General features: G+C 66.9%; 22 protein-coding genes and 1 riboswitch. Of the genes, 7 read left to right on the forward strand and 15 right to left on the reverse strand.

Annotation, left to right across the window (positions count from 1 at the left end):
• Window positions 1-24: 24 nt before the first annotated feature.
• Window positions 25-160: riboswitch (S-adenosyl-L-homocysteine riboswitch) on the forward strand.
• Between the two features lie 100 nt (window positions 161-260).
• From ahcY to metF, 3 genes are all read left to right on the forward strand, one after another.
• Window positions 261-1,679, forward strand: a complete 1,419-nt coding sequence (gene ahcY / locus ACZ5YA_RS23720; RefSeq protein WP_059374131.1) for an adenosylhomocysteinase — start codon at window positions 261-263, stop codon at window positions 1,677-1,679.
• Window positions 1,680-1,799: 120 nt separating this feature from the next.
• The gene (locus tag ACZ5YA_RS23725; protein WP_006389784.1) at window positions 1,800-2,135 is read left to right on the forward strand and encodes a phage holin family protein; all 336 of its coding nucleotides are present in this window, start codon (window positions 1,800-1,802) and stop codon (window positions 2,133-2,135) included.
• A complete protein-coding gene (gene metF, locus ACZ5YA_RS23730) occupies window positions 2,135-2,983 on the forward strand; it encodes a methylenetetrahydrofolate reductase [NAD(P)H] (RefSeq protein WP_059374132.1) in 849 nt (282 codons plus the stop codon). The genes ACZ5YA_RS23725 and metF overlap by 1 nt, the downstream gene beginning before the upstream one ends.
• Before the next feature lie 76 nt (window positions 2,984-3,059).
• On the opposite strand, the gene ACZ5YA_RS23735 is transcribed toward metF, so the two are convergent.
• From ACZ5YA_RS23735 to ACZ5YA_RS23765, 7 genes are all read right to left on the reverse strand, one after another.
• On the reverse strand, window positions 3,060-4,058 hold the full coding sequence (locus ACZ5YA_RS23735; protein ID WP_118933257.1) for a tripartite tricarboxylate transporter substrate-binding protein: 999 nt from the start codon (window positions 4,056-4,058) through the stop codon (window positions 3,060-3,062).
• 131 nt (window positions 4,059-4,189) lie between these two features.
• Complete coding sequence (locus tag ACZ5YA_RS23740) at window positions 4,190-4,972, reverse strand: DUF3800 domain-containing protein (protein ID WP_464091315.1); 783 nt, start codon at window positions 4,970-4,972, stop codon at window positions 4,190-4,192.
• A gap of 357 nt (window positions 4,973-5,329) precedes the next feature.
• Entirely contained in the window at window positions 5,330-6,193 is an 864-nt protein-coding gene (locus ACZ5YA_RS23745) for a proteasome-type protease (RefSeq protein WP_464091316.1), read from the reverse strand.
• A 55-nt stretch (window positions 6,194-6,248) separates the two neighbouring features.
• The gene (locus ACZ5YA_RS23750) at window positions 6,249-7,052 is read right to left on the reverse strand and encodes a transglutaminase family protein (protein ID WP_464091317.1); all 804 of its coding nucleotides are present in this window, start codon (window positions 7,050-7,052) and stop codon (window positions 6,249-6,251) included.
• Between the two features lie 13 nt (window positions 7,053-7,065).
• Window positions 7,066-8,037 (reverse strand): alpha-E domain-containing protein, encoded by a 972-nt coding sequence (locus ACZ5YA_RS23755; protein ID WP_059374137.1) that lies wholly within the window; start codon window positions 8,035-8,037, stop codon window positions 7,066-7,068.
• Window positions 8,038-8,039: 2 nt separating this feature from the next.
• Complete coding sequence (locus ACZ5YA_RS23760; protein WP_464091318.1) at window positions 8,040-9,473, reverse strand: circularly permuted type 2 ATP-grasp protein; 1,434 nt, start codon at window positions 9,471-9,473, stop codon at window positions 8,040-8,042.
• 418 nt (window positions 9,474-9,891) lie between these two features.
• The gene (locus tag ACZ5YA_RS23765) at window positions 9,892-10,566 is read right to left on the reverse strand and encodes a 5-formyltetrahydrofolate cyclo-ligase (protein ID WP_059374138.1); all 675 of its coding nucleotides are present in this window, start codon (window positions 10,564-10,566) and stop codon (window positions 9,892-9,894) included.
• Window positions 10,567-10,681: 115 nt separating this feature from the next.
• On the opposite strand from ACZ5YA_RS23765, the gene ACZ5YA_RS23770 reads away from it, so the two are divergent.
• Together ACZ5YA_RS23770 and ACZ5YA_RS23775 are read left to right on the forward strand one after the other, a co-directional pair.
• Window positions 10,682-12,832, forward strand: a complete 2,151-nt coding sequence (locus tag ACZ5YA_RS23770) for a lytic transglycosylase domain-containing protein (RefSeq protein WP_059374139.1) — start codon at window positions 10,682-10,684, stop codon at window positions 12,830-12,832.
• Window positions 12,829-13,929, forward strand: coding sequence for a CCA tRNA nucleotidyltransferase (locus tag ACZ5YA_RS23775; RefSeq protein ID WP_251878245.1), 1,101 nt, complete (start codon window positions 12,829-12,831; stop codon window positions 13,927-13,929). The genes ACZ5YA_RS23770 and ACZ5YA_RS23775 overlap by 4 nt, the downstream gene beginning before the upstream one ends.
• A gap of 53 nt (window positions 13,930-13,982) precedes the next feature.
• On the opposite strand, the gene ACZ5YA_RS23780 is transcribed toward ACZ5YA_RS23775, so the two are convergent.
• The 6 genes from ACZ5YA_RS23780 to nhaA all read right to left on the reverse strand — a co-directional run bounded on the left by ACZ5YA_RS23780 (window position 13,983) and on the right by nhaA (window position 20,578).
• The gene (locus ACZ5YA_RS23780; protein ID WP_464091319.1) at window positions 13,983-15,170 is read right to left on the reverse strand and encodes a class I SAM-dependent methyltransferase; all 1,188 of its coding nucleotides are present in this window, start codon (window positions 15,168-15,170) and stop codon (window positions 13,983-13,985) included.
• Between the two features lie 89 nt (window positions 15,171-15,259).
• Complete coding sequence (locus ACZ5YA_RS23785; protein WP_464091320.1) at window positions 15,260-17,059, reverse strand: DEAD/DEAH box helicase; 1,800 nt, start codon at window positions 17,057-17,059, stop codon at window positions 15,260-15,262.
• A gap of 278 nt (window positions 17,060-17,337) precedes the next feature.
• Window positions 17,338-18,099 (reverse strand): uracil-DNA glycosylase, encoded by a 762-nt coding sequence (locus ACZ5YA_RS23790; protein ID WP_464091321.1) that lies wholly within the window; start codon window positions 18,097-18,099, stop codon window positions 17,338-17,340.
• A 57-nt stretch (window positions 18,100-18,156) separates the two neighbouring features.
• Window positions 18,157-18,819, reverse strand: coding sequence for a thiaminase II (gene tenA, locus ACZ5YA_RS23795; protein WP_118933250.1), 663 nt, complete (start codon window positions 18,817-18,819; stop codon window positions 18,157-18,159).
• Window positions 18,820-18,901: 82 nt separating this feature from the next.
• On the reverse strand, window positions 18,902-19,291 hold the full coding sequence (locus ACZ5YA_RS23800; RefSeq protein ID WP_118933249.1) for a DUF488 domain-containing protein: 390 nt from the start codon (window positions 19,289-19,291) through the stop codon (window positions 18,902-18,904).
• 66 nt (window positions 19,292-19,357) lie between these two features.
• Complete coding sequence (nhaA, locus tag ACZ5YA_RS23805; RefSeq protein WP_059374145.1) at window positions 19,358-20,578, reverse strand: Na+/H+ antiporter NhaA; 1,221 nt, start codon at window positions 20,576-20,578, stop codon at window positions 19,358-19,360.
• Between the two features lie 230 nt (window positions 20,579-20,808).
• Between nhaA and ACZ5YA_RS23810 the strand changes: the two genes are divergently transcribed.
• Together ACZ5YA_RS23810 and ACZ5YA_RS23815 are read left to right on the forward strand one after the other, a co-directional pair.
• Complete coding sequence (locus ACZ5YA_RS23810) at window positions 20,809-21,186, forward strand: hydrogenase (protein ID WP_251878242.1); 378 nt, start codon at window positions 20,809-20,811, stop codon at window positions 21,184-21,186.
• Window positions 21,187-21,188: 2 nt separating this feature from the next.
• On the forward strand, window positions 21,189-22,346 hold the full coding sequence (locus ACZ5YA_RS23815; RefSeq protein WP_059374147.1) for a glycosyltransferase: 1,158 nt from the start codon (window positions 21,189-21,191) through the stop codon (window positions 22,344-22,346).
• 13 nt (window positions 22,347-22,359) lie between these two features.
• On the opposite strand, the gene ACZ5YA_RS23820 is transcribed toward ACZ5YA_RS23815, so the two are convergent.
• Window positions 22,360-22,824 (reverse strand): HIT family protein, encoded by a 465-nt coding sequence (locus ACZ5YA_RS23820; RefSeq protein WP_280016606.1) that lies wholly within the window; start codon window positions 22,822-22,824, stop codon window positions 22,360-22,362.
• Entirely contained in the window at window positions 22,821-23,270 is a 450-nt protein-coding gene (locus tag ACZ5YA_RS23825; protein ID WP_059374149.1) for a GNAT family N-acetyltransferase, read from the reverse strand. Before ACZ5YA_RS23825 ends, ACZ5YA_RS23820 begins: the two co-directional genes overlap by 4 nt.
• Between the last annotated feature and the right edge of the window lie 11 nt (window positions 23,271-23,281).

Here is a 23,281-nt window from a genome sequence, read left to right on the forward strand (position 1 = left end):
CGGTTCCCGGGTACAATGCCCGGCAATCCTGAGGAGCGTTGCGACGACCCTGCGGTTCCCGCCAGCCGGCACGGCAAGCGGGGCCAGGCTCGCCAGGCTCAGGAATCCTTGTTCAAGCGGCGCGCCTTGCGCGGCGCTACAGCAACGGCGCTCACCTTTGTCGCATATGGCGGGAAAGGCGAGCACTCGACCTTCGTGGTGCCTTCGCGTTGTCCGGCCATATCCTGCGCCGTTCGTATTTCACGTGGAGCCTACACACCATGAACGCTGTGACCGATAAATCCTTTTCCGACTACCTCGTCGCCGACATGTCGCTGGCCGGCTGGGGCCGCCGCGAACTCGCCATCGCCGAAACCGAAATGCCCGGCCTGATGGCCATCCGCGAGGAATTCGCCGCCAAGCAGCCGCTCAAGGGCGCGCGCATCGCCGGCAGCCTGCACATGACCATCCAGACCGGCGTGCTGATCGAAACGCTGGTGGCGCTGGGCGCCGAAGTGCGCTGGGCCTCGTGTAACATCTTCTCGACGCAGGACCACGCCGCCGCCGCCATCGCCGCGTCGGGCACCCCGGTCTTCGCCGTCAAGGGCGAAACGCTGGAAGAGTACTGGCAGTACACCCACAAGATCTTCGAATGGCCCAATGGCGAAAACGCCAACATGATCCTCGACGATGGCGGCGACGCCACCTTGATGCTGCACCTGGGCACCAAGGCCGAGAAGGACATCTCGGTGCTGGCCAACCCGGGCAGCGACGAAGAGCGCATCCTGTTCGCCGCCATCAAGGAAACCCTCAAGCGCGATCCCAAGTGGTATTCGACCCGCCTGGCCCTGATCAAGGGCGTGACGGAAGAAACCACCACCGGCGTGCATCGCCTGTACCAGATGTCGCAAAAGGGCGAGCTGGCCTTTGCCGCCATCAACGTCAACGACTCGGTCACCAAGTCCAAGTTCGACAACCTGTATGGCTGCCGTGAATCGCTGGTCGACGGCATCAAGCGCGCCACCGACGTGATGGTCGCTGGCAAGGTTGCCGTCGTGGCCGGCTACGGCGACGTCGGCAAGGGCTGCGCCCAGGCGCTGGTCGCGCTGCGCGCCCAGGTCTGGGTCACCGAAGTCGATCCGATCTGCGCCCTGCAGGCCGCCATGGAAGGCTTCAAGGTCGTGACCATGGAAGAAGCCGCCGCCCACGGCGACATCTTCGTCACCGCCACCGGCAACTACCACGTCATCACGCGTGAGCACATGAACGCCATGAAGGACCAGGCCATCGTGTGCAACATCGGCCACTTCGACAACGAAATCGACGTCGCCAGCCTGGCCGACTGCAAGTGGGAAGAGATCAAGCCGCAAGTCGACCACGTCATCTTCCCGGACGGCAAGCGCATCATCCTGCTGGCCCAGGGCCGCCTGGTGAACCTGGGTTGCGCCACCGGCCACCCCTCGTTCGTGATGTCGTCCTCGTTCGCCAACCAGACCATCGCCCAGATCGAGCTGTTCACGCGCAACGAAGCCTACACGTCGGGCCAGGTCTACGTGCTGCCCAAGCACCTGGACGAGAAGGTCGCCCGCCTGCACCTGAAGAAGCTGGGCGTGAAGCTCACGACCCTGCGCCAGGATCAGGCCGACTACATCAACGTGCCGGTGCAAGGCCCGTACAAGCCCGAGCACTACCGCTATTGATGGTTGTAGCAAAATAGGCAAGTGCCGCGCCATGTCGGCGCGGGCTTTCCGGTCTGCGGGACCCCTGTCGCGAACGTATCGCCGCGGCAGGGCCGGCGGGCTCACAACAGGAGATCGAACATGGCATTGATACTCGTCTGGATCCTGAACGCGGTGGCCTTGCTGGCCGTGGCCTACCTGCTGCCCGGCATCACCGTGGCCAGCTTCGGATCGGCGCTCATCGCCGCGCTGGTGCTGGGTCTGGTGAACATGCTGGTCAAGCCGGTGCTGGTGCTGCTGACGCTGCCGATCACGATCGTCACTCTCGGTCTCTTCCTCATCGTCATCAACGCCTTGTTGTTCTGGTTCGTCGGCTCCGTGCTGAAGGGCTTCCAGGTCAACGGGTTCTGGTGGGCCGTGGGCGGTGCGATCCTGTACAGCATCATCTCTGGCCTGCTCACGAAGCTGATCCCCTAATGTCTGATTCGACTACTCCCGCTTTCAGTCTGGAATTCTTCCCGCCGCGCGACCTGGCCGGCCAGGAACGGATGGTGCGCGCGGCCAAGCAGATGCTGGCCATCCAGCCCAAGTACGTCAGCGTGACCTTCGGCGCGGGCGGTTCCACCCGCGCCGGCACGGCGGACGCCGTGCGCACGCTGCGCAACCTGGGTTGCGAGGCGGCGCCGCACCTTTCGTGCGTCGGCGCCACCCGCCAGGATCTGCGGGACATCCTCCAGGCCTACAAGAACGACGGTGTGCGGCGCGTGGTGGCCCTGCGCGGCGACCTGCCCTCGGGCATGGGCGGCGATGCGGGCGAACTGCGTTACGCCAACGAGCTGGTGTCGTTCATCCGCGAGGAAACGGGCGACTGGTTCCACATCGAAGTCGCGGCCTATCCCGAAATGCACCCCCAGGCAGCCAATCCCTCGGCCGACCTGGACCATTTCGTGAACAAGGTCAAAGCTGGCGCCGACGCAGCCATCACGCAATACTTCTTCAACGCCGACGCTTACTTCGACTTCGTCGACCGGGCCCAGGCCAAGGGCGTGAACGTGCCTATCGTGCCGGGCATCATGCCCATCACGAACCACACGCAGCTGCTGCGCTTCTCGGAAATGTGCGGCGCGGAAGTGCCGCGCTGGATCCGTCTGCGCCTGGCCGAGTTCGGCGACGACAAGGCCTCCATCCGCGCCTTCGGCGTGGACGTGGTCACCGAGCTGTGCCAGACGCTGCTGGACAACGGCGCGCCGGGCCTGCATTTCTACACCTTGAACCACGCGGAAGCGCCGCTGGCGGTGTGGAAGGAACTAGCGGTGCAGGCGTAACAGGCTGCCCCGCCATAAAGGCCAAGCCCACCCGAGAGGGTGGGCTTTTCTTTGGCCGCGCGCCCGGTGTGCGCCGTCAGTCGGCGTACACCCCCGCCTTGCGGATGATGCCGCCCCATTTGTCGACCTCGGATTGCAGCCAGGTCTGCAGGCCCTGCGGGGTCTGCTTGGATTCCGGCACGATCTCGGCGCCCAGTTCCGCCATCTTCTGCGTGAAGGCGGGGTCCTTCAGCGCGGCGCGCAACGCTTCGTTGAACTTGGCGACGGCTTCCGGCGGCGTGCCCTTGGGCGCGTAGACGCCATGCCACACCTTGACCTCGAAGCCCTTCAGGCCATTCTCCTGCAGGGTCGGCGCATCGGGCAGCGTCTTGATGCGGTCCAGCGTGGTGACGCCGTACAGCTTCACGCGGTCGGCCTTGATCTGCGGAATGGTTTGGGTGGTCTGATCGCACAGCACGTCCACCTGCCCGCCCAGCAGGGCGGTCATCGCCGGCGCCGTGCCGGCATAGGGCACGGTGGTGAACTGCACGCCCAGCGATTCCTGCAGCAGCATGCCGCAGAGCTGCGACACCGCGCCCAGCCCGGCGTTGGCCAGGTTGATCTTGTTGCCGTTCTCCTTGGCGTACTTGATGAAGTCCTTCATGCCGTCCGCGGGCAGGTCCTTGCGGCCCAGCAGCGTCATGGGAACGTCGGCCACCTGGCCGACATAGGCGAAGTCCGTCAGCGGGTTGAACGACAGCTTGCGGTACAGCGCTGGCGCGGTGGCCATGCCGTTATGGTGTATCAGGAAGGTGTAGCCATCGGGCGCGGCGCGCGCCACGTGCTGCGACGCCAGCGTGCCGCCGGCGCCCGTGCGGTTCTCGATGATGATGCTTTGGCCCAGCGTCTTGGACATGGACGCGCCCAGGCTGCGCGCCACCACATCGGTCGGCCCGCCCGCCGCGAACGGCACGACCAGTGAAATGGGATGGTTGGGATAGGCGCCTTGCGCGCCGGCGGTGCCAGAGACCAGGCAGGACAGGGCCAGCACGGGCCAGGCCGCGCGCTTGAGCGCGCGCGCGTAGATAGGGGGCATGTCTCGCTCCTTGTGGTGTTGTCGGGGCCCCCAAGGCAAAGCATGACGGCCGGACACCAGTGTGGCGCGACAGCGCCCGGATGAGAATTCGCGGTTCCGCAAGCCGGGTTTCGGTTGCTGGAAAGGAGGGTTTACGCGGAAGGCGATATGAGCGGGGGATTTTCCTGCTCGTCCTGCGAACCGAGTCCGCTGCACGGGAGGGCTGCGGCTTGCAGGCGGTCATGAAAGTAATGGTGAAAAATCTCCCAGTCTCGGTACTGCGCGGACGCCACCTGGAAGGCGTACAGCCGGCCCACCAGGCTGCAGATCCAGTCAGCGCATTGAAGGGTCTGGAACAGGTGGCTTTCACCTTGAATCAGCGGCTCGACCAGCGTTCTGCATTGGTCGGTGGCATCTTCGAACATCGCCAGCGTGCAGGCTTCGACATTCATTTCGCGCCACCGGCTGCCCGCCTGTTGTTCGTCGATCAAAAGCATGAAGGTGGCCTGTCTTGCCGAGAAAAACCGATCCGCGCGTCGGACTATGCGTAGCAATTGCTGCTTGAAGATCTCTGCGGGTTGATGCGATGTCGCGTCTGTTGTCTTTTGCTCACCGCTGTAGATCACGTGTCCGCCGATTTGTCTGATCCGGTTCAGCAAACGCCCCGTTGCGGTCCGCAACTGCTGGTACTTTTCAACATTCCGGACGGTATAGAGTGGTGCGCCTTTCTTTTCCCAGCGGTACGCAGGTTGGTCTTGCCGTTCCAGTTCGAACTTCAATAGATGGCATTTCAGTTTGTAGAAGTAGATGGCGAATTCGCGCACGGTTTCCACAGGCAAAACCAACCCGCCGAATCCGAACACCGGGCTCGTCCGGTGTTTACCATGATCACGGGAGACGAAGGGTCCGATGTGGCCGAACTCGTCCAGGTACATGACGTAATGCATGACGTAACCCTTTGCCCGACACATGGCTTGTATGCGAATCGAAGCAGTGTAGGGCGCGGGAGACGGTCGATTTTCCTTCAGTGAATGGAAAGATCGCACTCAAATTCATCGTGGCAACGATCATGCCGCACAAGAACACGAAAGCCCGCAGCAGTGAATTGCGCGGGCCTCGGAAGGTGGGCATATGGCGTGCATATACGTTGAAGAAACTCTATGCCGATTCCGGTCGTGCCACAAGGGATCAAGGCGTCCGGAACACGCAAATGTGCGCGGGAACCTGCGGTATCAGACGGAATCCCGGGCTTCAGCCTGGGAGACTCGGCGTGTTCCTGTCGGCAACGGTCCCTAGTTCGCCTGATCCTTCCCCGGATCTTCCGCCAGTACCTGCGGCGCCGAATAGTTCGACACGGGCGCATCCACCGGCTCCGCACGCAGCGGCTGGTGCACGCGGCTGGGAGGGACCAGCGAATCGGGCGAGTCGGGATTGCTCCAGAGCGGGTCCGGGATCTCGGCGAAGACCTGGCGCAGGCGTTCGCCCCAGGTGCCGCGGATCATGCGGAAGTACTCGTTGTGCTCGTCGATGCTGGCGAAGTGCGTGACGCGCAGCGAGTGCGTGTCGTAGACCAGCAGGTCCAGCGGCAGGCCCACCGAGATGTTCGACCGCAGCGTGGAATCCATGGAGATCAGGGCGCACTTGGCGGCTTCGTCCAGCGAGGTGTCGGGGCGCAGCACGCGGTCCAGGATGGGCTTGCCGTACTTGGCCTCGCCGATCTGGAAGTACGGGCATTCCTGGCCGGCTTCGATGAAGTTGCCCGCCGAATACACCTGGAACAAGCGGCAGCGCTCGGTGCCGATCTGGCCGCCGAAGATCAGGTTGACGTTGAAGTCCACGCCCTGCTCGCGCAGGGCCGGGGCTTCGTGGTGGTAGACGCTGCGCACCGCCGCGCCGACGCGGCGGGTGGCCTCGAACATGTCGGGGGCGTTCCAGACGGTTTCGCCGTCTTCGTCGTGTTGGCGCGCCAGGGCGTTCAGCACCGCCTGGCTGACCGCCAGGTTGCCGGAACTCATCAGCACCATGACGCGGTCGCCCGGGCGTTCGAACACGGTCATTTTGCGGAAGACGCTGATCTGGTCGACTCCGGCATTGGTGCGGGAGTCGGCCAGGAACACCAGGCCGGAATCAAGGCGGGCTGCGACGCAGTAGGTCATGATCAGAAATAGGGAAAACCACGCCGCATTGTATTGCGGCGAGGCCGGCGGGATGTTACTGCTGGGCGCTGGACTGGACCTGCACGCTGACCTCCATGGATTCCTGGCCGCCGCCGTTGCGCACGCCGCGCACCGGCGAGGCCGAGTCATAGTCCCGCGCCACCGCCAGCCGGCAGTGGCAGTCCGAGGCGAACTGGCGGTTGGTGATGTCGACGCTGGTCCAGCCCACGTCGGGCAGCCAGACGTCGGCCCAGGCGTGGCTGGCCGCGTGTTCGGCGGTGGTGTACAGGTAGCCGCTGACGTAGCGCGCGGGCACGCCCAGGCCGCGCACGCAGGCCAGAAAGAGGTGGGCGTGGTCCTGGCAGACGCCGTGGCCCATGGCCAGCACCTGGTTGGCCGCGGTGGTGACGTCGGTGGTGCCGGGCTCGTAGGCGACGCGATCGCTGACCGCCGTGGCCAGGGCCAGGATGTCGTCCGGCGTACGCAGGCCGCCAGGCAGCGCCTCGCGCACGAAGGCCATGACGGTGTCGTCGGCCTGGGTCAGCGGCGTCTGCACGCAATAGGCGTGCACCGGCAGGCGGCTGTCCTCGCTGCCCAGCAGGCCGCGTTCCAGCGGCGCCACCAGCACCTGTCCGACCACGCGCAGCTCGATGTCGGTATGGGGCTGGTTGAGCGTCAGCGTGTGCGTGATGTTGCCGTAGGCGTCCACCTGCTTGTCCAGTTCGCCGGGCGCTTCGATGTGCCAGCGCAGCACGCGCTGGTGTTCGTCGTCGCGCGGGGTCAGGCGCAAGGTCTGGATGCTGTAGGTGACCGGGGCGGTATAGCGATAGTGAGTGACGTGGGTGATGATCTGTTTCATTCTGCTCTCCTGCCTAGGCCGACAGCGGCACCAGGAAGTCCTGGCTGATCCGGTTGCCCAGATCGTTGATGCGGTCGAGGAAGTGCTCCAGGTACTGGTGCAGGCCGCTGGCCAGGATGTCCTCGACGCGGCCGTATTGCAGTTCCGCGCACAGCATGCCGGCGCGCCTTTCGGTTTCGGTCGAGCGCTGGTTGGAAACGCGCGCCAGGTCGTCGGCCACCGCGCGCATCGAGGCCAGCAGCGAGCGCGGCATGTCGCCGTGCAGGATCAGCAGCTCGGCCACGCGGTCGGGGGTGATGACGTCGCGGTACACCTTGCGGTAGATCTCCAGGCCCGACACCGAGCTGAGCAGCGCCGACCAGCGGTAGAACTCGCTCTGCAGCGCGGCCGCGCCGGCGGGCTCAGTTCGGCCGTCATGGCCGTTGGCGCCGCGTTCATGGAACTTCACGTCCAGCATGCGCGCGGTGTTGTCGGCGCGTTCCAGGTGCATGCCGATACGCAGGAAGTACAAGGCCTCGTCCTCCAGCATGGTGCCGATGGTGACGCCGCGCGCCAGGTGCGAACGGAACTTGACCCATTCGAAGAACTCGCCCGGATTGCGCTCCAGCAAGCCCGTATGCAGGTGCTTGAGCAGTTCCAGCCAGGTGGTGTTGTAGGTTTCCCAGACCTCGGTGGTGAGGCTGCCGCGCACCGCGCGCGCGTTCTCGCGGGCGGCGCGCATGCAGGAATAGATGGACGAGGGGTTCTCGGGATCGCGCACCATGTACTGCAGCACGTCGTGCGGCGAGATGGCGGCGTACTTGCTCTGGTACAGGCCTTGCAGCTCGGAGATGCGCAGCACGGCCAGCCACGAGCCTTCGCGCCGCTGCGCGTCCTGCGGCAACAGCGACATCTGCAGGTTCACGTCCAGCATGCGGGCGGTGTTCTCGGCGCGTTCGGTGTAGCGGCACATCCAGAACAGATTGTCTGCGGTTCGGCTCAGCATGTTCAGTTCTCCTCCAGCACCCAGGTGTCCTTGGTGCCGCCGCCCTGGCTGCTGTTGACCACCAGCGAGCCCTCGGTCAGCGCCACCCGGCACAGGCCGCCCGGCACGGTCCGGATGTCCTTGCCGCACAGCACGTAGGGCCGCAGGTCCACGTGGCGCGGCGCCACGCCCGATTCCACGTAGGTCGGCACGGTGGACAGCGCCAGCGTGGGCTGCGCGATGTAGTTGGCGGGGTTGGCGCGCACGCGGTCCTTGAAGGCCTCGACCTCGGCGCGCGAGGCCGACGGCCCCACCAGCATGCCGTAGCCGCCGGAGCCGTGGACTTCCTTCACCACCAGTTCGTGCATGTGGGCCAGCACATGTGACAGCTCGTCCGGCCGGTTGCAGCGCCAGGTGGGGACGTTGGACAGTATCGGCTCCTCGCCCAGATAGAAGCGGATCATGTCCGGCACGTACAGATAGGTGGACTTGTCGTCGGCGATGCCGGTGCCGATGGCGTTGGCCAGCGTGACGCGGCCGGCGCGGTACACCGACAGCAGGCCCGGTACGCCCAGTGCGGAATCGGCGCGAAACGACAGCGGATCGAGGAAGTCGTCGTCCAGGCGGCGGTAGATCACGTCCACCTTGCGGGGCCCCTGCGTGGTGCGCATGTAGACGGTGTTCTGTTCGACGAACAGGTCCTGGCCCTCCACCAGCTCCACGCCCATCTGCTGCGCCAGGAAGGCGTGTTCGAAGTAGGCCGAGTTGTACATGCCGGGCGTCAGCACCACCACGGTGGGATCGTCGCCGCCGTGCGGCGCGACTTCGCGCAGGTTGTCCAGCAGCAGGTCAGGGTAGTGCGCCACTGGCTCCACCTTGATGCGGCTGAAGGCGTCGGGCATCAGCCGCATCGACATCTTGCGGTTCTCCAGCATGTAGGACACGCCGGATGGCACCCGCAGATTATCTTCCAGCACGTAGAACTCGCCCGCGCCGGCGCGCACGATGTCCACACCGGCGATGTGGCAGTAGATGTCCTCCGCCACGTCCACGTCCTGCATCTCGGGGCGGTACTGGGCGTTCAGGAACACCTGCTCGGCGGGCACCACGTCCGCGCGCACGATGTCGTGTCCGTGATAGATGTCGTGGATGAACATGTTGAGCGCGCGTACCCGCTGCTTCAGGCCGGCTTCCAGCAGACGCCATTCGGCGGCGGGAATGACGCGCGGGATCAGGTCGAAGGGGATCAGGCGTTCGGTGCCGGCCGCGTCGCCCGCCACCGAGAACGTGATGCCGACCCGGCGGAAACTCAGGTCCGCTTCCAGGCGGCGCGCGGCCATGGCCTGCGCGGACTGCTCGTCATGCCAGCGCTCGAAAGCCTGGTAGTGGGAGCGTATGCCGCCGGCGCTGTCGCGCATTTCGTCATAGGCGGCGGGACGGGGTGATCTGTCCTTCATGGCTCCTCCGGTACAGTGCCGGCGGCCGGTCTGCGCGCGGCCGCCGTCCGGCCGATATCCGGCCGGTTGCTAGGGATTAAGCAACCCGCATGCCAGCCTGGCCGGCACGCGCGGGGGCGCCCCTGAGGACCAATATCCTCCGAAGGGCGTTGCTGCGCCATCGCCGCGGCGGCTGAGGCCAGGGGATGGCGTGGGCGCCGGGCGCGGATTGGCCGGGCCTGGCGGGTGGAACGGGGTCAGCGGGGCTGGCGCGGAAATGCCTGGCCAGGGGAACGGGCGGGGCGGCGCTGCCGAAGAAAGCGCGCGGAAGTGCGCGGGCGCCGCGTGCTGCGGCCGGGGTCTGGGCTAGGCCCGGCGGCAGTCTCTATGATAGGCCGTGCACCGTTTTGGTGCAAACCGGTGGGGCAAAGCTGGTGCGTCAGTTCATGCGGAAGCTGTGCAGCGTGGTGCCGCCGGTGCCGCCTTGTTCCAGCGGCGCCTGGGGCACCCAGCCGTCCTGGGTCAGCACCGCGTCCAGCGGGAAGTCGTGGCTGGCGGGTTCATAGCCGGCGTCCAGTTCGCCGCAGCTCCAGGCGATGCCGATGGCGATGAACGGATGGCCGCGGTCGCGCAGCGCGGCCAGGGTGCGGTCGTAGTAGCCGCCGCCGTAGCCCAGGCGATCGCCCTGTTCGGTGTAGCCCAGGGTGGGCACCAGCACCACGTCGGGCAGCAGTTCAGCGCCGGCGACGGGTTCCTGGATGCCATAGGGGCCGGCGCGCAATTCGGCGTCCGGCGTCCAGGGCAGGAAGGCCAGCGGGGCGTTGCGTTCGCGCACCACGGGCAGCGCCACGGCCACGCCGTTTTCGACCCATTGCTCGAGCAGCGGGCGCAGGTCGGGCTCGTCGGCCATGGGCCAGAAAGCGGCCACGGTGGCGGGCGCGGGACGGCCCGCGCGCACGGCTTCGTCGCGCGCCACATTCAGCCAGGTGAACAGCCGCGCGCGCATGAGCAGGCCGCCGCGGCTACGCTGGTCTTCCGGCAGTTCGGCGCGCAGTTTCCGCAATCGCGCGCGTAGCGGTACTGCGGTATCCTCTGGAGTATTTTGCGTAGTCATGCGGTGGCTGTAAGAGGGATGGACAAATGATGGCGAATGTGCGGACGCATGCGGACGAACATGTGGATTTCCGGCATGCTGGCGTACGGCAAGGCCAGTGTATGAGGGACAGGGCATGACACAGACTCTGCAACCCGGACGGTATCAGAAAACCGCGCGGAAATCCGGGTCCGCCGCCGCCGCCGAAGCCGCTCCCGGCCTGCGCCGCTGGTTGCCGCTGCTGGCGCTGTTTACCGCGGCCTGTGCGCCCGTGGATGCGCAGCAGCGCAGCGCATCGGTCAACACCCAGCCCCAACCTCAGCCAGCCGTCCAGGCTGCGCAACCCGCCATTTCCGTGCCGCCCGCGGTGCTGGCCGGCCTGCCGCCGACGTCCCAGACCCCCGCGCTGGCCGCCGTGGTCGCCGCGCGCGAAGCCATGAACCGCAAGCAGTGGTCCGTGCTGGGCGCGCTGGTGCCGCAGGCCAAGCCGGATCCGCTGGGCATGTATCCCGAATACTGGCTGCTGCGCTACCAGTTGTGGACCCCGCCCGCCACCGGCCGGCCCACCGCCGACCTGCAGAAGTTCATCAGCGGCAATTCCGACGCCTACCTGGCCGACCGCCTGCGCGGCGACTGGCTGCTGGCCGCGGCCCGCAGCGGGGACTTCGAAACCGTGCGCAAGCTGGCGCCCGTGAAGAACAGCAATGCGCAGATCGAGTGCGCCATCCTCGATGCCAAGCACATGACCGGGCAGCGCGCCACGGCGGCGCAGGCCGCGGCCGTGTTCGCGCCCGGCGGCGCCTGCTGGGCGCTGTACGACCAATTGGTCGCCGACGGCATCATGGGCTGGGAGCAATTGGAGCCCCAGTTGCGCGACGCCATCGAAGCCAACAAGACGGCCGATGCGCGCAAGTTCGCGCAGTACATGTTCGAGCCGGGCGACCTGAAAACCTATGACCTGCTCATGAAGGATCCCATGAAGTGGCTGACGCGCCAGAGCCGTCAGCCAGTGGGCCGCAACGAGAAGGAACTGGTGACCATCGCCTTGGCGCGCCTGGCGCGTTCGGACGTCAGCGTGGCCGACTCCTACTTGCGCCGCGAATGGGGCAAGTCCGGGGACTGGTCCAAGTCCATGGCCAAGTCGAACCTGGCCTGGGTGCGCGGCCAGTACGCGCTGGTCGCCGCGCTGAATCTCGACAGCCGTGCGGACGACTGGTACCACGAGGCCGGCCACATCCGCATGACGGAGTACAACGCCGCCTGGAAGGTGCGGGCCGCCTTGCGCCAGCCCAAGATCGACTGGAAATGGGTCATCGAATCCATCGACCAGATGCCCGCCTCGCAGCAGGCCGACTCGTCCTGGATCTACTGGAAGGCCCGTGGCCAGGCCGCGCGCGGCAACAAGGAACAGGCCGCCACCGCCTACGCCAGCATTGCCGACCGCTTCGACTTCTACGGCCAACTGGCCGCCGAGGAACTGGGCCGCCGCATCACCGTGCCGCCGCGCCCCGCGCCCCTCAGCGATCAGGAAATCACCGAGGCCCGCGCCAATCCCGGCCTGCGCCGCGCGATCCAGCTGTTCCGCCTGGGCTGGCGCGCCGAAGCCGTGCCGGAATGGAACTTCACGCTGCGCGGCATGAGCGACCGCCAACTGATGGCCGCCGCCGAACTGGCGCGTGCCGAAAACATCTACGACCGCGTGGTCAACACCTCCGACCGCACGGAAAAAGAGTTCGACTTCAGCCAGCGCTTCATCGCGCCCTTCGAGGGCCGCGTCACCGCCAAAGCCAACGCCATCGCGCTGGATCCGGCCTGGGTCTATGGCCTGATCCGCCAGGAATCGCGTTTCATCATGGATGCGCGCTCGCACGTCGGCGCCTCCGGCCTGATGCAGCTGATGCCGGCCACGGCCAAGTGGGTCGCGGGCAAGATCGGCATGAGCAATTTCACGCCCGACAGTGTCAACGACTTCGACACCAACACCGAACTCGGCACCAACTACCTCAACATGGTGCTGCGCGACCTGAATGGTTCGCAGATGCTGGCCAGCGCAGGCTATAACGCCGGCCCGCGCCGTCCGCATAACTGGCGCTCGACCTTTACGCATCCGGTGGAAGGCGCGATCTTCGCCGAAACCATCCCGTTCAACGAGACGCGTACCTACGTGAAGAACGTGATGTCCAACTCGGTGTATTACGCGGCCATGTTCACCGGCCAGTCCCAGTCCCTGAAGGAACGCCTGGGCAACATCGTGCCGCTGGGCGCGGAAAGCACCTCGATCCCATGACGCGGGATCCGGCCACGGACGGCCTGCAGGTCTATATCGTGGGCGGAGCGGTGCGCGATGCACTGCTCGGCCTGCCGCCGGGCGACCACGACTGGGTCGTGGTCGGCGCCACGCCCGAGGACATGGCGCGCCGCGGCTTCGTGCCGGTCGGCGGCGACTTCCCCGTGTTTCTGCATCCGCGCAGCAAAGAGGAATACGCGCTGGCGCGCACCGAACGCAAGTCGGGGCGTGGCTACAAGGGCTTCACGTTCTATACCGGCGCCGACGTCACGCTGGAAGAGGATCTGCGCCGCCGCGACCTCACCGTCAACGCCATCGCGCAGAGGCAGGACGGCGAGCTGGTCGATCCCCTGGGCGGCGCCGCCGACGTGCGCGACCGCATCTTCCGTCACGTTGGCGAGGCCTTCGAAGAGGATCCGGTACGCATCCTGCGGCTGGCCCGCTTCGCGGCGCGCTTTGCCGATTTTTCCGTGGCGCCCGAGACCCTGGCGCTGTGCCGCAGCATGGTCGAGGCCGGCGAGGCTGACGCGCTGGTGGCCGAACGGGTCTGGAAGGAATTGTCGCGCGGCCTGATGGCGGCGGCGCCGTCGCGCATGCTGGGCATATTGCAGCAATGCGGCGCGCTGGCCCGCGTCATGCCCGAGCTGCAAGGCGTGGAACAGACTGCGGTCGATGTGGATCGCGCGGCCTCGCAGGGCCTGTCGCTGCCGGGGCGCTATGCCTTGCTGTGCCGGCTGACGCCCGAACGCGATGCCATGGGCCGTCGTCTGCGCGTGCCTACCGAATGCAACGATTACGCACGGCTGTTGCCGGAGGTGCTGGCGGGCCTCGATGCCGTGGAACAGGGTGGCGATGCTGCCGATGCGCAACTGGCGCTGATGGAGCGCGCCGATGCGCTGCGCAAGCCGGAACGTTTTCTGGATTTGCTGGACACGGCTGCCGTGCTGCGTTCCGTGGACCGCGCGGCCTGGCAGTCGCGCGTGGCGATCGTACGCGGCGTGGATGCCGGGGCCATCGCCAAAGCTTGCGCTGGAGAGCCGGCGCGCATCAAGGAGCAGGTGCGCGCCGCGCGCCTGGAGCGCCTGCGGGCGCAGTGATTCCGCTATCGATTTGAAACGTGGCGGCCATGCATGAGGGCCGCCACGCGTTCTTACAGCTTGCCTAGCCGGTCGCCGCGCGAGAACCCTGCCAGCGGTTCAGCAATGCCGCGTCCCACCGCCAATACCTTGAACAGTTCGCCCATCTCCGATTCGGACAGGAGTTTCTGCACGGGCGCCACGGCCTGCGCGTATTGCTGCACGTCGCTCGGGTCCAGTTGCGCCAACAGATCCATCAGCCCCGCGTTCATCAGGAAGCGGGCCTGCGAGGTATAACCCAGGACCTGCAGGCCGGCCTCGAGCGCGGCATCCGCCATGGCGGTGAAATCGACATGGGCGGTGATGTCCTGCAAACCCGGCGCGGTGAATGGATCCCCGTGGGCGTGGTGGCGCAGGTGGCACATGAGCGTGCCGCCGGCGCGCTGCGGATGGTAGTACTCGCCGCGCGGAAAGCCATAGTCCACCAACAGCGCCGCGCCGCGCTCCAGCCAGCCGCCCATGGCGGCGATCCAGGCTTCGCCTTGCAGGTTGATCTCGGACACGTAGCCGGGCAGGGCTGGCATGCGGGCGGCGACGGCGGCGGCCAGCGCCGGCGGCGCGGGCCGGTCTTCCCAGACGAAGCCTTGCGCGGCGTCCACCGCCACGCCGCGTTCCAGCACTTCGCCGGTCTCGCTCCAGCGGAAGATCGACACCGGCATCGCGTCCAGCACTTCGTTGGCCAGCACGCAGCCGGCAAAGCGCTGGGGCAGCGCGTCCAGCCATTGCACGCGCTCGCCGAATGCCGCCAGCCGTTCAGCCTGGCGGGCGCGCAGGTCGGCCGACACTTCCAGGATCAGGTAGCGGGTCTGATCCAGGCCCATCGCGTCCAATTCGCGTAGCACGCCTTCGGCCAGGGCGCCGGTTCCGGCGCCGAATTCCAGCACGGCGTCGGTCTGGGTCTGGCGCAGCACCTGGGCCGCCTGGCGGGCCAGTGTGCGGGCGAACAGCGGCGTCAGCTGGGGCGCGGTGACGAAGTCGCCGGCCGGCGCGCGGACGTCACCGTCGGCGTCGGCCAGCTTGACGTTGCCGGCCGCGTAATAGCCCAGCCCGGGCGCGTACAGCGCTTGCGCCATCCAGTGGTCGAACGACAGCCAGCCGCCGTGGGCGGCGATGGTGGCGCGCAGGTGCGCCGCTGCGGCAGCGCTGTGTTCCTGGGCGGCGGGAGAGAGGGCGGGCAGGTTGGCGGGGGCGGATCGTTGCATGGTCGGGCGGTGCGTGGACAAGCGGACATTTTCCCAAAAAACAAACCCCGCGACAGGCGCGGGGTTTGTGTTGGGCTCAAGCGGGCGGATTAGCCGCGGCGGTCAGCCGACTTGCCGAAGCGCTTGGCGGGGCCGCCGGGGCGCTTGTCGAACGAGGGCTTGCTACGGAAACCGCCTTCCGGACGGTCGCCGCCGCGGAAGCCGCCTTCACGTTGCGGACGGTCGCCGAAGCTGGGACGATCGCCAAAGCTCGGGCGGTCGCCGAAGCTGGCGCGGTCGTTGTAGCTGGGGCGCGAATCGCGGTCGCCGCCACGGAAACCGCCTTCACGCGGGCCGCGCTCGCTGAACGGGCGGGCATCGCGCTGGGGGCGGTCGCCATAGCTGGGACGGTCGCCGAAGCTGGGACGCGAGTCGCGGTCGCCGCCGCGGAAGCCGCCTTCGCGCTGGGGACGGTCACCGAACGGGCGGTTGCCCTGGTAGCCGCCTTCACGCTGCGGACGGTCGCCGAAGCTGGGGCGATCGCTGAAGGAACGGGCCGGGCGGTCGCCGAACGGGCGATTGCCTTGGTAGCCGCCTTCGCGCGGACCGCCCTCGCGGTTGCCTTGATAGCCGCCTTCACGCGGCTTGAACTCGCCACGCGGGCCGCCGAAGGAACGACCCTCGCGGTTGCCCTGGTAGCCGCCGCCGGGACGCTTGCCGAACGGCTTGCCGCCGCGCGGGCCGGCGCCGCCAGCCGAGGGACGCGGGGTGCGCTTGGGTTCCAGACCGGCGATCACTTCAGGGGTGATCGATTGGCCAATGTAGTGCTCGATGCGACGAACCTTGTGGCGCTCGGAATGCGTGGCCAGCGTGAAGGCCAGGCCGCTGCGGCCGGCGCGGCCGGTACGGCCGATACGGTGCACGTAGTCTTCGGCTTGCATCGGCAGGTCGAAGTTGACGGCGTGGCTGATGCCTTGCACGTCGATGCCGCGGGCAGCCACGTCGGTGGCGACCAGGATGCGCAGCTGGCCGCGCTGCAGTTGCGACAGCGTGCGGGTGCGTTGGCGCTGGTTCATGTCGCCGTGCAGGGCGGCGGCGGCAAAGCCCTGGTCGGCCAGGCGGTCGGCCAGATCGTCGGCGCCGCGCTTGGTCGACGTGAAGACGATGGCTTGGTCCAGCGAGGCGTCGCGCAGCACGTGGTCCAGCAGCTGCATCTTGTGGCTGGCGTCGTCCGCGTACAGCAGGCTTTGCGTGATGTTGGTGTGCTTTTCCTTGGCGCCGGCGATCTCGATGCGCTGCGGCTCGCGCATCATGCGCGAGGCCAGCTTGGCGACGGTGCCGTCCAGCGTGGCCGAGAACAGCAGCGTCTGGCGGCCTTCCGGCAGGCGGCTGACGATGGTCTCGATATCTTCGATGAAGCCCATGTCCAGCATGCGGTCGGCTTCGTCCAGCACCAGCGTGTGCACGGTGTTCAGCTTGACGCGGCCCGAGTTCAGGTGGTCGATCAGGCGGCCCGGGGTGGCGACCAGCACGTCCACGCGGCGCGACAGCGCCTTCAGCTGCGCGCCGTAAGGCATGCCGCCCACGACGGTGGCGGTGCGCAGGTCGGCCAGCTTGCGGCCGTAGGTGGCGGTGGCGTCCGTGACTTGCAGGGCCAGTTCGCGGGTCGGGGTCAGCACCAGCACTTGCACGCCGACGCCCTTGTTGGCGGGCATCTGGGCGATGCGGTGCAGGGCCGGCAGCATGAAGGCCGCGGTCTTGCCGCTACCCGTCTGCGAGGACACCATCAGGTCGTGGCCAGCCAGCGCTTGCGGAATGGCCGAAGCTTGGACAGGAGTGGGGGAGGTGAAGCCAGCGTCTTGAATGGCCGACAACAGAGCGGGCGCAAGACCCAGGTTTTCGAAAGACATTACTTTCCCTTGCCGCAATCAATGCGACGCAGTGCTTGGTCGGGCCAGGGGATTAGGCGGCCGGATCCAGGCGACGGTTGATGGAGCATCGTGCCGACCGAATCAACCGTGCGCATGGCGCGTTCTCGTGTACTGAGTGGAACGCAGGGCGAAAGGAAAGGAGGTCAGGAATCGATGATAGTTCGGCATGGGGCCGGGACTGTGTCACCCGGCAGACTGCGAAAACTTCCGCTAAATCAAGGCGGTAAATGCCGAACTCGTTTTGTGCAGTGCGGCGATCATAACCCGAATTCGCCCTGCATGGGAATTATTTTTTTGTCCAGCGCCCAATCAATAGGGTTTTTCCCTTGGTTGGTCAGCCACTGATTGGTGGCCAGGAAATGGCCACAGCCCAGGAAGGGCACCGGGGGCCTTCTGGCAGACAGAGGGGAGGGGTGGTTGGACATCAGGACCAGGTGGCCGCTGTTGTCCGGCAGCAACGCCCGCTTGGCCTGGGCATGGGCGCCCCACAGCATGAAAACCTTGGGCGACGGGTCGCGCGCGACCAGGGCGATCAACGCGTCCGTCACCGTTTCCCAACCGCGCTTGGCATGCGAAGCGGGCTGGCCGTCTTCCACGGTCAGCGCGGTGTTCAGCAGCAACACGCCCTGATCCGCCCAATCGCTCAGATCGTTGCCCGCCGGCACGCGGGTGCCCGGAAACTCCTGGGCGATCTCATTGAAGATGTTGCGCAGGCTGGGCGGCCGCTTGCAGTCGTCGGGTACTGAGAAGGCCAGGCCTTGGGCCTGGCCCGGGCCGTGATAGGGATCCTGCCCCAGGATCACCACGCGCACGTCCGACGGCTCCAGGCCGTGCAGGGCGCGGAAAGGCGTCGCGGGGTAAATGGTCGCACCTTCGCTCAGGCGCCTTTCCACATGTGCGGTCACGGCGGCCAGGGCATCGGCCACAGGCTTGGCGGCAAAAGCCTCCTGCCAGGCGGCTGGCAGTTGCGCCGTCTGGGCGGAGAGGGCTAGGGGAGTCAGTCGGTTGTCGGTCGGCATGGGCGGGATTTTGGCATAGCGCGGACCGCGGGCCGGGGTGAGCCGGCCCGTCTTGCTTCAAACCGGCCACCCATCCTGCCGATAAGCCGAATCCCAGAACATCCATTCCAGCTGCGCGGCACGCGTATACGCGGCGTGCATCTGCGCCAGCGTTTCGGCGGACGCCTTTTCGGCGACGCGGTCGACCGTGGTGATGACCCGGCGCACCAGGGCGTGGAAGTCCTCGCAGGCATAGGCCTCGATCCAGGCCGAATAGGGATTGGGTTGGGCCGCGCGCGCATGGATTTCGCGGCCGATCTCGGCGTAGATCCAGAAGCACGGCAGCAGGGCCGCCAGCGCCACAGGGTACGGCGCGCTCCAGGCGGTGGCGATCAGGTAGCTGGTGTAGTGGTGGCAGGCCGGGGTCAGCGGCGTCGCTTCGAAGGTGGCGTCATCGATGCCGAACTGCTTCAGGAAGCCTGCGTGCAGCGTGCGTTCGGCCACCACCGCGCCCTTGGCGGCGTCGGCGAACTGCACCACGCCGTCAGCATCGTCGGCCTTGGCAGAGGCGATGGCCAGCGCGCGTCCGAAGGCCACCAGGTAGTGCGCGTCCTGGATCATGTAGTGCTTGAATGCGTTCTCGTCGAGCTGGCCGCTGGCCAGTTCGCGGTTGAACGGCATGTCGCGCGTGGTTTCGTAGAGTGCGGCGTTGCGCGCCCAGGCATCGGAGCTGAAAGACATGGGGTTCCTCAAGACAGACTGTCGGCGTGCGGCTGCGCGCCGGTCGATAAAAGCGGGCTAGGGTAGCAAAACGTGCGGGGCGTCAGGCCTTGCGCTTGCGGTGATGCCGGACATAGTCCTGCAGGACCTCGCGCAGCACCACGGCCTGGTTGTGTTCAGTATTGCGGGCGCCGTAGAGCAGGGTCAGCGGACGGTCGCCGGCCGCGTCCAGCAGGGCAGCCATGCGGGCCTGCTGTTCGGGTTCCGCCAGTTCGGCCTGGTAGCGCTGGCGGAATTCTTCCCAGCGGTCTTCGATGTGGCTGAACCATTTGCATAGTTCCAGGGTGGGCGCGATGTCGCGGGCCCATTCGTCCAGGTGCAGGTCCGCCTTGCGCAGTCCGCGCGGCCACATGCGGTCCACCAGCGCCCGGTAGCTGCCTTCCGGGCCCAAGCCCTCGTAGACGCGTTGCACAGCGATGGCGGACGGTTTCATGGCGGCTCCAGGGAAGGGTGGCGGACCTCGCTACTTTAGCGCCCGCCGTCCCTGCTCAACCGGCGTTCAGGGATTTTCCGCGGCGCCGGCGCGCGTGCCGCAGGTGCGCAGCACCAGGAAGCCGACCACGGCGGACGCCAGCGAGCCCGTCAGCACGCCGATCTTGGTGGCGTCGATGGCGGCCGGGTCGCTGAACGCCAGGGCGCCGATGAACAGGCTCATGGTGAAGCCGATGCCGCACAGCAGCGACACACCGTACAGCTGCATGTAGCTGGCGTGGCGCGGCAGGGTGGCAATGCCGCTCTTGATGGCCAGCCAGGCAAAGCCGAACACGCCCAGCTGCTTGCCCAGGAACAGGCCCAGCGCCACGCCCAGGGGCACGGGCGCCGCCAGGCTGCCCAGGCCCATGCCGGCGAACGACACGCCGGCATTGGCGAAGCCGAAAATCGGCACGATCAGCAGGGCGACCGGCTTATGCAGCGCATGTTCCAGCGCATGCAGGGGCGAATGCGCGCCCGGATGGCCCTGGTTCTGCGGGCGCAGCGGAATGGTCAGCGCCAGCGCCACGCCGGCCAGCGTGGCATGCACGCCGGACTTCAGGACGAAGTACCAGAGCACGGCGCCGATCAGCAGGTACGGCGTCAGGCGCAGCACGCCGGAGCGGTTCAGGCAGAACAGGCAGACCAGCAGGGCGCCCGCCATGCTCAGCGCGAACACGTTGAGTTCGGCGGTATAGAACAAGGCGATGATGACGATGGCGCCCAGGTCGTCCAGGATGGCCAGCGCCGTCAGGAAGATCTTCAGCGAGGTCGGCACGCGGCTGCCCAATAGCGCCAGGATGCCCAGCGCAAAGGCGATGTCGGTCGCGGCCGGAATGGCCCAGCCGCGCAAAGTGCCGGGGCTGCCAAAGTTGATCAGCACGTAGATCAGCGCGGGCAGCGCCATGCCGCCCAGGGCGGCGATGCCGGGCAGCACGATGCGGGCGGCGCCGCGCAACTGGCCGTCCAGGACTTCGCGCTTGATCTCAAGCCCGACCAACAGGAAGAACACCGCCATCAGGCCGTCGTTGATCCAGTGCAGCACGGTTTCCTTGAGCACGACCGGACCTGCCTGGAAGCCAAGCTTGGTCTCCAGCACGCTGAAATAGGCCGGCGCGGCCGGGCTGTTGGCCACCACCAGGGCGACCAGCGCGGCCAGCATCAGGACATAACCGCCCAGCGCTTCGGAGCGGAGAAACGATTGCAGGAACGAGACCGGCTTGTGGGGAGGGACGGTAGGGGCGCTCATGCAGTACCGCCCTTGCTTACGTTTTGATAAGATGCGCGTTTCATTCCTGAATTTTACCTGAATTCAACTTTCGGGATTCCTCTACTTCGTCGAACATCTTTCAATTATTCGAAAAAATAGCTCATCAGCGTCGAATATTTGGCGTTGCTTGTCCGGCGGCCAAACCCCTTTCCCTCGAATCCCGACCAGTCCGTGGCTCGCAACGCCGCCTGGCGACTCATGCTAGCCAAATGCCATTACGCCCTCTTACGGTATTGACCTACACGCCTGGCAAACCCGGCGCCGCGAGCCGTCTGGTGGATGTCGGCGACGCACTGGTCGTGCCTGCGGCGCCGACGCCGCACGGTGTCTATCAAACCCGTCAACTGATTCCCAGCGCGCGTCTGTTGGGCTGGGCCCGCTCGGGTGCGCGCTTTGAACTGTCCCGCACGGGCGCGGCCCGCGTCTGGTCCGAAGGCCGGATGCAGGCTTCGGAGTGCCCGCGCGATCGCGCCAGCGCAGGCGCGGCCGAGTTGAACCAGGAAGACATCGCCTACCTGGAGGCCTACCTGTTGTCGCAGGGCCGCCGCTGGAGCGACGCGCACACCACCCATAGCGGTCATCCCTGATCATGCGCGATCCCATCGAATCGTTCCAGCGCGTGGCCGCCACGGATACGCGCCTGCGCATCCTGCATACCGAAGCCGCCACCTCGTTCGGCGGCCAGGAGTTCTGCATCTACAAGGAAATGATCGCCATGCGCGAGCGCGGCCATCATCTGGAAGCGGTTTGCCAGCCGGATGCAGAGCTGGGCAGGCGTCTGCGCGAGGCCGGTTTCACGGTGCATCTCGTCCCCATGGACGGCCCGCTCAATTTCGTGCGCTGCGTTGCCTTCGTGCGCCGGTTATTGCGCAGCGGCCGTTTCGACGTGGTCAATACGCACAGCCGGCGCGACACCGTCCTGGGCGCCATCGCGGCGCGGCTGGCCGGCACGCCGCTCATCGTGCGTACCCGCCATCTGGCCAAGCCCATCAATTCCCTCTACGCCTACACCTGGCTGGCGCACCGCGTCATCGCCGTCAGCCGCTACGTGCGCGGGCAATTGCTGGACGGCGGCGCCCGCCCGGGCGCTGTCGCCACCATCCATTCGCCGGTGGTGCTGCCGCAGGTGCACCCTGGCGTCTGCGTCAGGCGCGAACTCGGCTTGCCCGAGGACGCGCTGGTGGTCGGTTGCGTGGCCGTCATGCGACCGGACAAGGGCCATTGCGACCTGATCGACGCCTTCCATCGCATCGCCGCCACGTTTCCGAATGCCCATCTGGTGCTGGTGGGCGAAGGCCAGCCCATGGCTGGGCAGCTGCAGGCGCAGGCGGCGCAACTGGGCCTGGCGCCGCGGGTGCATTTCACCGGCCGCCGCGACGATATCGGCAATGTGCTGACGGCCTTCGATGTGTTCGCGTTGCCGACGCGGCGCGAGGCCTTGGGCACCGTTTTCATCGAGGCCGCGGCCATGGGGGTGCCGGTGGTGGGCGCCAACGTGGGCGGGGTGCCGGAAACCATGGAGGCCGGTGTGACCGGATTGCTGGTGCCGCCGAGCGATCCGGCGGCATTGGCCAGCGCGCTGGAAAGTTTGCTGGCCGATCCGGCGCTGCGCCGCCGCATGGGTGATGCGGGCCGTGAGCTGATCCGGGGCCAGGGCCGATTTTCCGCCGAACGCGCGGCTGCGCTGGTGGAACAGGCGTACGCCGGCTGGCTGGCGGAACTGCGGGGGGCTGCGCGCGCCGCCTGAGGCGGGCGGCGGCTCAGTGCCAGAGCAGGGCGTTCATGGCCTCGACCAGCCGGTCCCGGTAGCGCGGCAGCAGCGCCTGCACGCGCGCCTGGCGCTCTTTCCATTCCAACGATTCGGCGCCGGCGGCGATGCGCGGCGGCGCCCAGATCGGGTCGGGAAAATGGCGGTCGCCGCGCCAGCGCGGGATCACGTGCCAGTGCAGGTGCGGCACCATGTTGCCCAGCGAGGCCAGGTTGATCTTGTCCGGTCCCAGGACCGATTGCTGGGCTTCTTCCACCACGTACACGGCCCGCATCAGCAGGTCGCGGCCGTGGGTGGACAGGCTGGTCATTTCGGCCAGATGGCCGTTCCAGATTACCCGCGTGAAGCCCGGATAATCGGCGTCGGCGACCTCGATGATGCGCAGGTGCGGACCGCGCCACAGCAGCGTGCCGCCGTCTTCCTGGCACAGCGGACAGTTGGGGTCGCGTGCGCTCACGGCATCACCTTGCGGTACTGGATGAAGCCCGAGCGGTCGGCGATGCGGTCGTAGAGCTGAATCGCGGTGGCGTTGGTTTCATGGGTCAGCCAGTAAACGCGCGCGCAATTGGCGGCGGCCGCCTGCGCGTACACGTGCTCGATCAGCTTGCGGCCGGCGCCGGTGCCGCGCACGTCCGGGTCCACGTACAGGTCCTGCAGATAGCAATAGTCGCCTGCGGTCCAGGTGGAGCGGTGGAAGATCCAGTGCACCATGCCGACGGCCCGGCCGCTTTCGTACGCCAGCGCCGCGTGCATGGGTTCGGCGGGGTCCAGGAAGCGCGCCCAGGTGTTGCGCGTGACCGCGTCGTCGATGTTGACGCGATAGAACTCCTGGTAGCCCTTCCATAGCGGCAGCCAGGCTTCGAAGTCGGCGGCGACGATGGGACGGATTTCTGCGGTACTCATGGCTTGCGGCC

This window comes from Achromobacter sp. JCM 18799 (assembly GCF_055395645.1).

Excerpts from the sequence above, each read along its gene's own strand:
- ahcY (WP_059374131.1), top strand. The coding sequence starts at position 261 with ATGAACGCTGTGACCGATAAATCCTTTTCCGACTACCTCGTCGCCGAC.
- ACZ5YA_RS23725 (WP_006389784.1), top strand. The coding sequence starts at position 1,800 with ATGGCATTGATACTCGTCTGGATCCTGAACGCGGTGGCCTTGCTGGCC.
- metF (WP_059374132.1), top strand. The coding sequence starts at position 2,135 with ATGTCTGATTCGACTACTCCCGCTTTCAGTCTGGAATTCTTCCCGCCG.
- ACZ5YA_RS23735 (WP_118933257.1), bottom strand. The coding sequence starts at position 4,058 with ATGCCCCCTATCTACGCGCGCGCGCTCAAGCGCGCGGCCTGGCCCGTG.
- ACZ5YA_RS23740 (WP_464091315.1), bottom strand. The coding sequence starts at position 4,972 with ATGTACCTGGACGAGTTCGGCCACATCGGACCCTTCGTCTCCCGTGAT.
- ACZ5YA_RS23745 (WP_464091316.1), bottom strand. The coding sequence starts at position 6,193 with ATGACCTACTGCGTCGCAGCCCGCCTTGATTCCGGCCTGGTGTTCCTG.
- ACZ5YA_RS23750 (WP_464091317.1), bottom strand. The coding sequence starts at position 7,052 with ATGAAACAGATCATCACCCACGTCACTCACTATCGCTATACCGCCCCG.
- ACZ5YA_RS23755 (WP_059374137.1), bottom strand. The coding sequence starts at position 8,037 with ATGCTGAGCCGAACCGCAGACAATCTGTTCTGGATGTGCCGCTACACC.
- ACZ5YA_RS23760 (WP_464091318.1), bottom strand. The coding sequence starts at position 9,473 with ATGAAGGACAGATCACCCCGTCCCGCCGCCTATGACGAAATGCGCGAC.
- ACZ5YA_RS23765 (WP_059374138.1), bottom strand. The coding sequence starts at position 10,566 with ATGACTACGCAAAATACTCCAGAGGATACCGCAGTACCGCTACGCGCG.
- ACZ5YA_RS23770 (WP_059374139.1), top strand. The coding sequence starts at position 10,682 with ATGACACAGACTCTGCAACCCGGACGGTATCAGAAAACCGCGCGGAAA.
- ACZ5YA_RS23775 (WP_251878245.1), top strand. The coding sequence starts at position 12,829 with ATGACGCGGGATCCGGCCACGGACGGCCTGCAGGTCTATATCGTGGGC.
- ACZ5YA_RS23780 (WP_464091319.1), bottom strand. The coding sequence starts at position 15,170 with ATGCAACGATCCGCCCCCGCCAACCTGCCCGCCCTCTCTCCCGCCGCC.
- ACZ5YA_RS23785 (WP_464091320.1), bottom strand. The coding sequence starts at position 17,059 with ATGTCTTTCGAAAACCTGGGTCTTGCGCCCGCTCTGTTGTCGGCCATT.
- ACZ5YA_RS23790 (WP_464091321.1), bottom strand. The coding sequence starts at position 18,099 with ATGCCGACCGACAACCGACTGACTCCCCTAGCCCTCTCCGCCCAGACG.
- tenA (WP_118933250.1), bottom strand. The coding sequence starts at position 18,819 with ATGTCTTTCAGCTCCGATGCCTGGGCGCGCAACGCCGCACTCTACGAA.
- ACZ5YA_RS23800 (WP_118933249.1), bottom strand. The coding sequence starts at position 19,291 with ATGAAACCGTCCGCCATCGCTGTGCAACGCGTCTACGAGGGCTTGGGC.
- nhaA (WP_059374145.1), bottom strand. The coding sequence starts at position 20,578 with ATGAGCGCCCCTACCGTCCCTCCCCACAAGCCGGTCTCGTTCCTGCAA.
- ACZ5YA_RS23810 (WP_251878242.1), top strand. The coding sequence starts at position 20,809 with ATGCCATTACGCCCTCTTACGGTATTGACCTACACGCCTGGCAAACCC.
- ACZ5YA_RS23815 (WP_059374147.1), top strand. The coding sequence starts at position 21,189 with ATGCGCGATCCCATCGAATCGTTCCAGCGCGTGGCCGCCACGGATACG.
- ACZ5YA_RS23825 (WP_059374149.1), bottom strand. The coding sequence starts at position 23,270 with ATGAGTACCGCAGAAATCCGTCCCATCGTCGCCGCCGACTTCGAAGCC.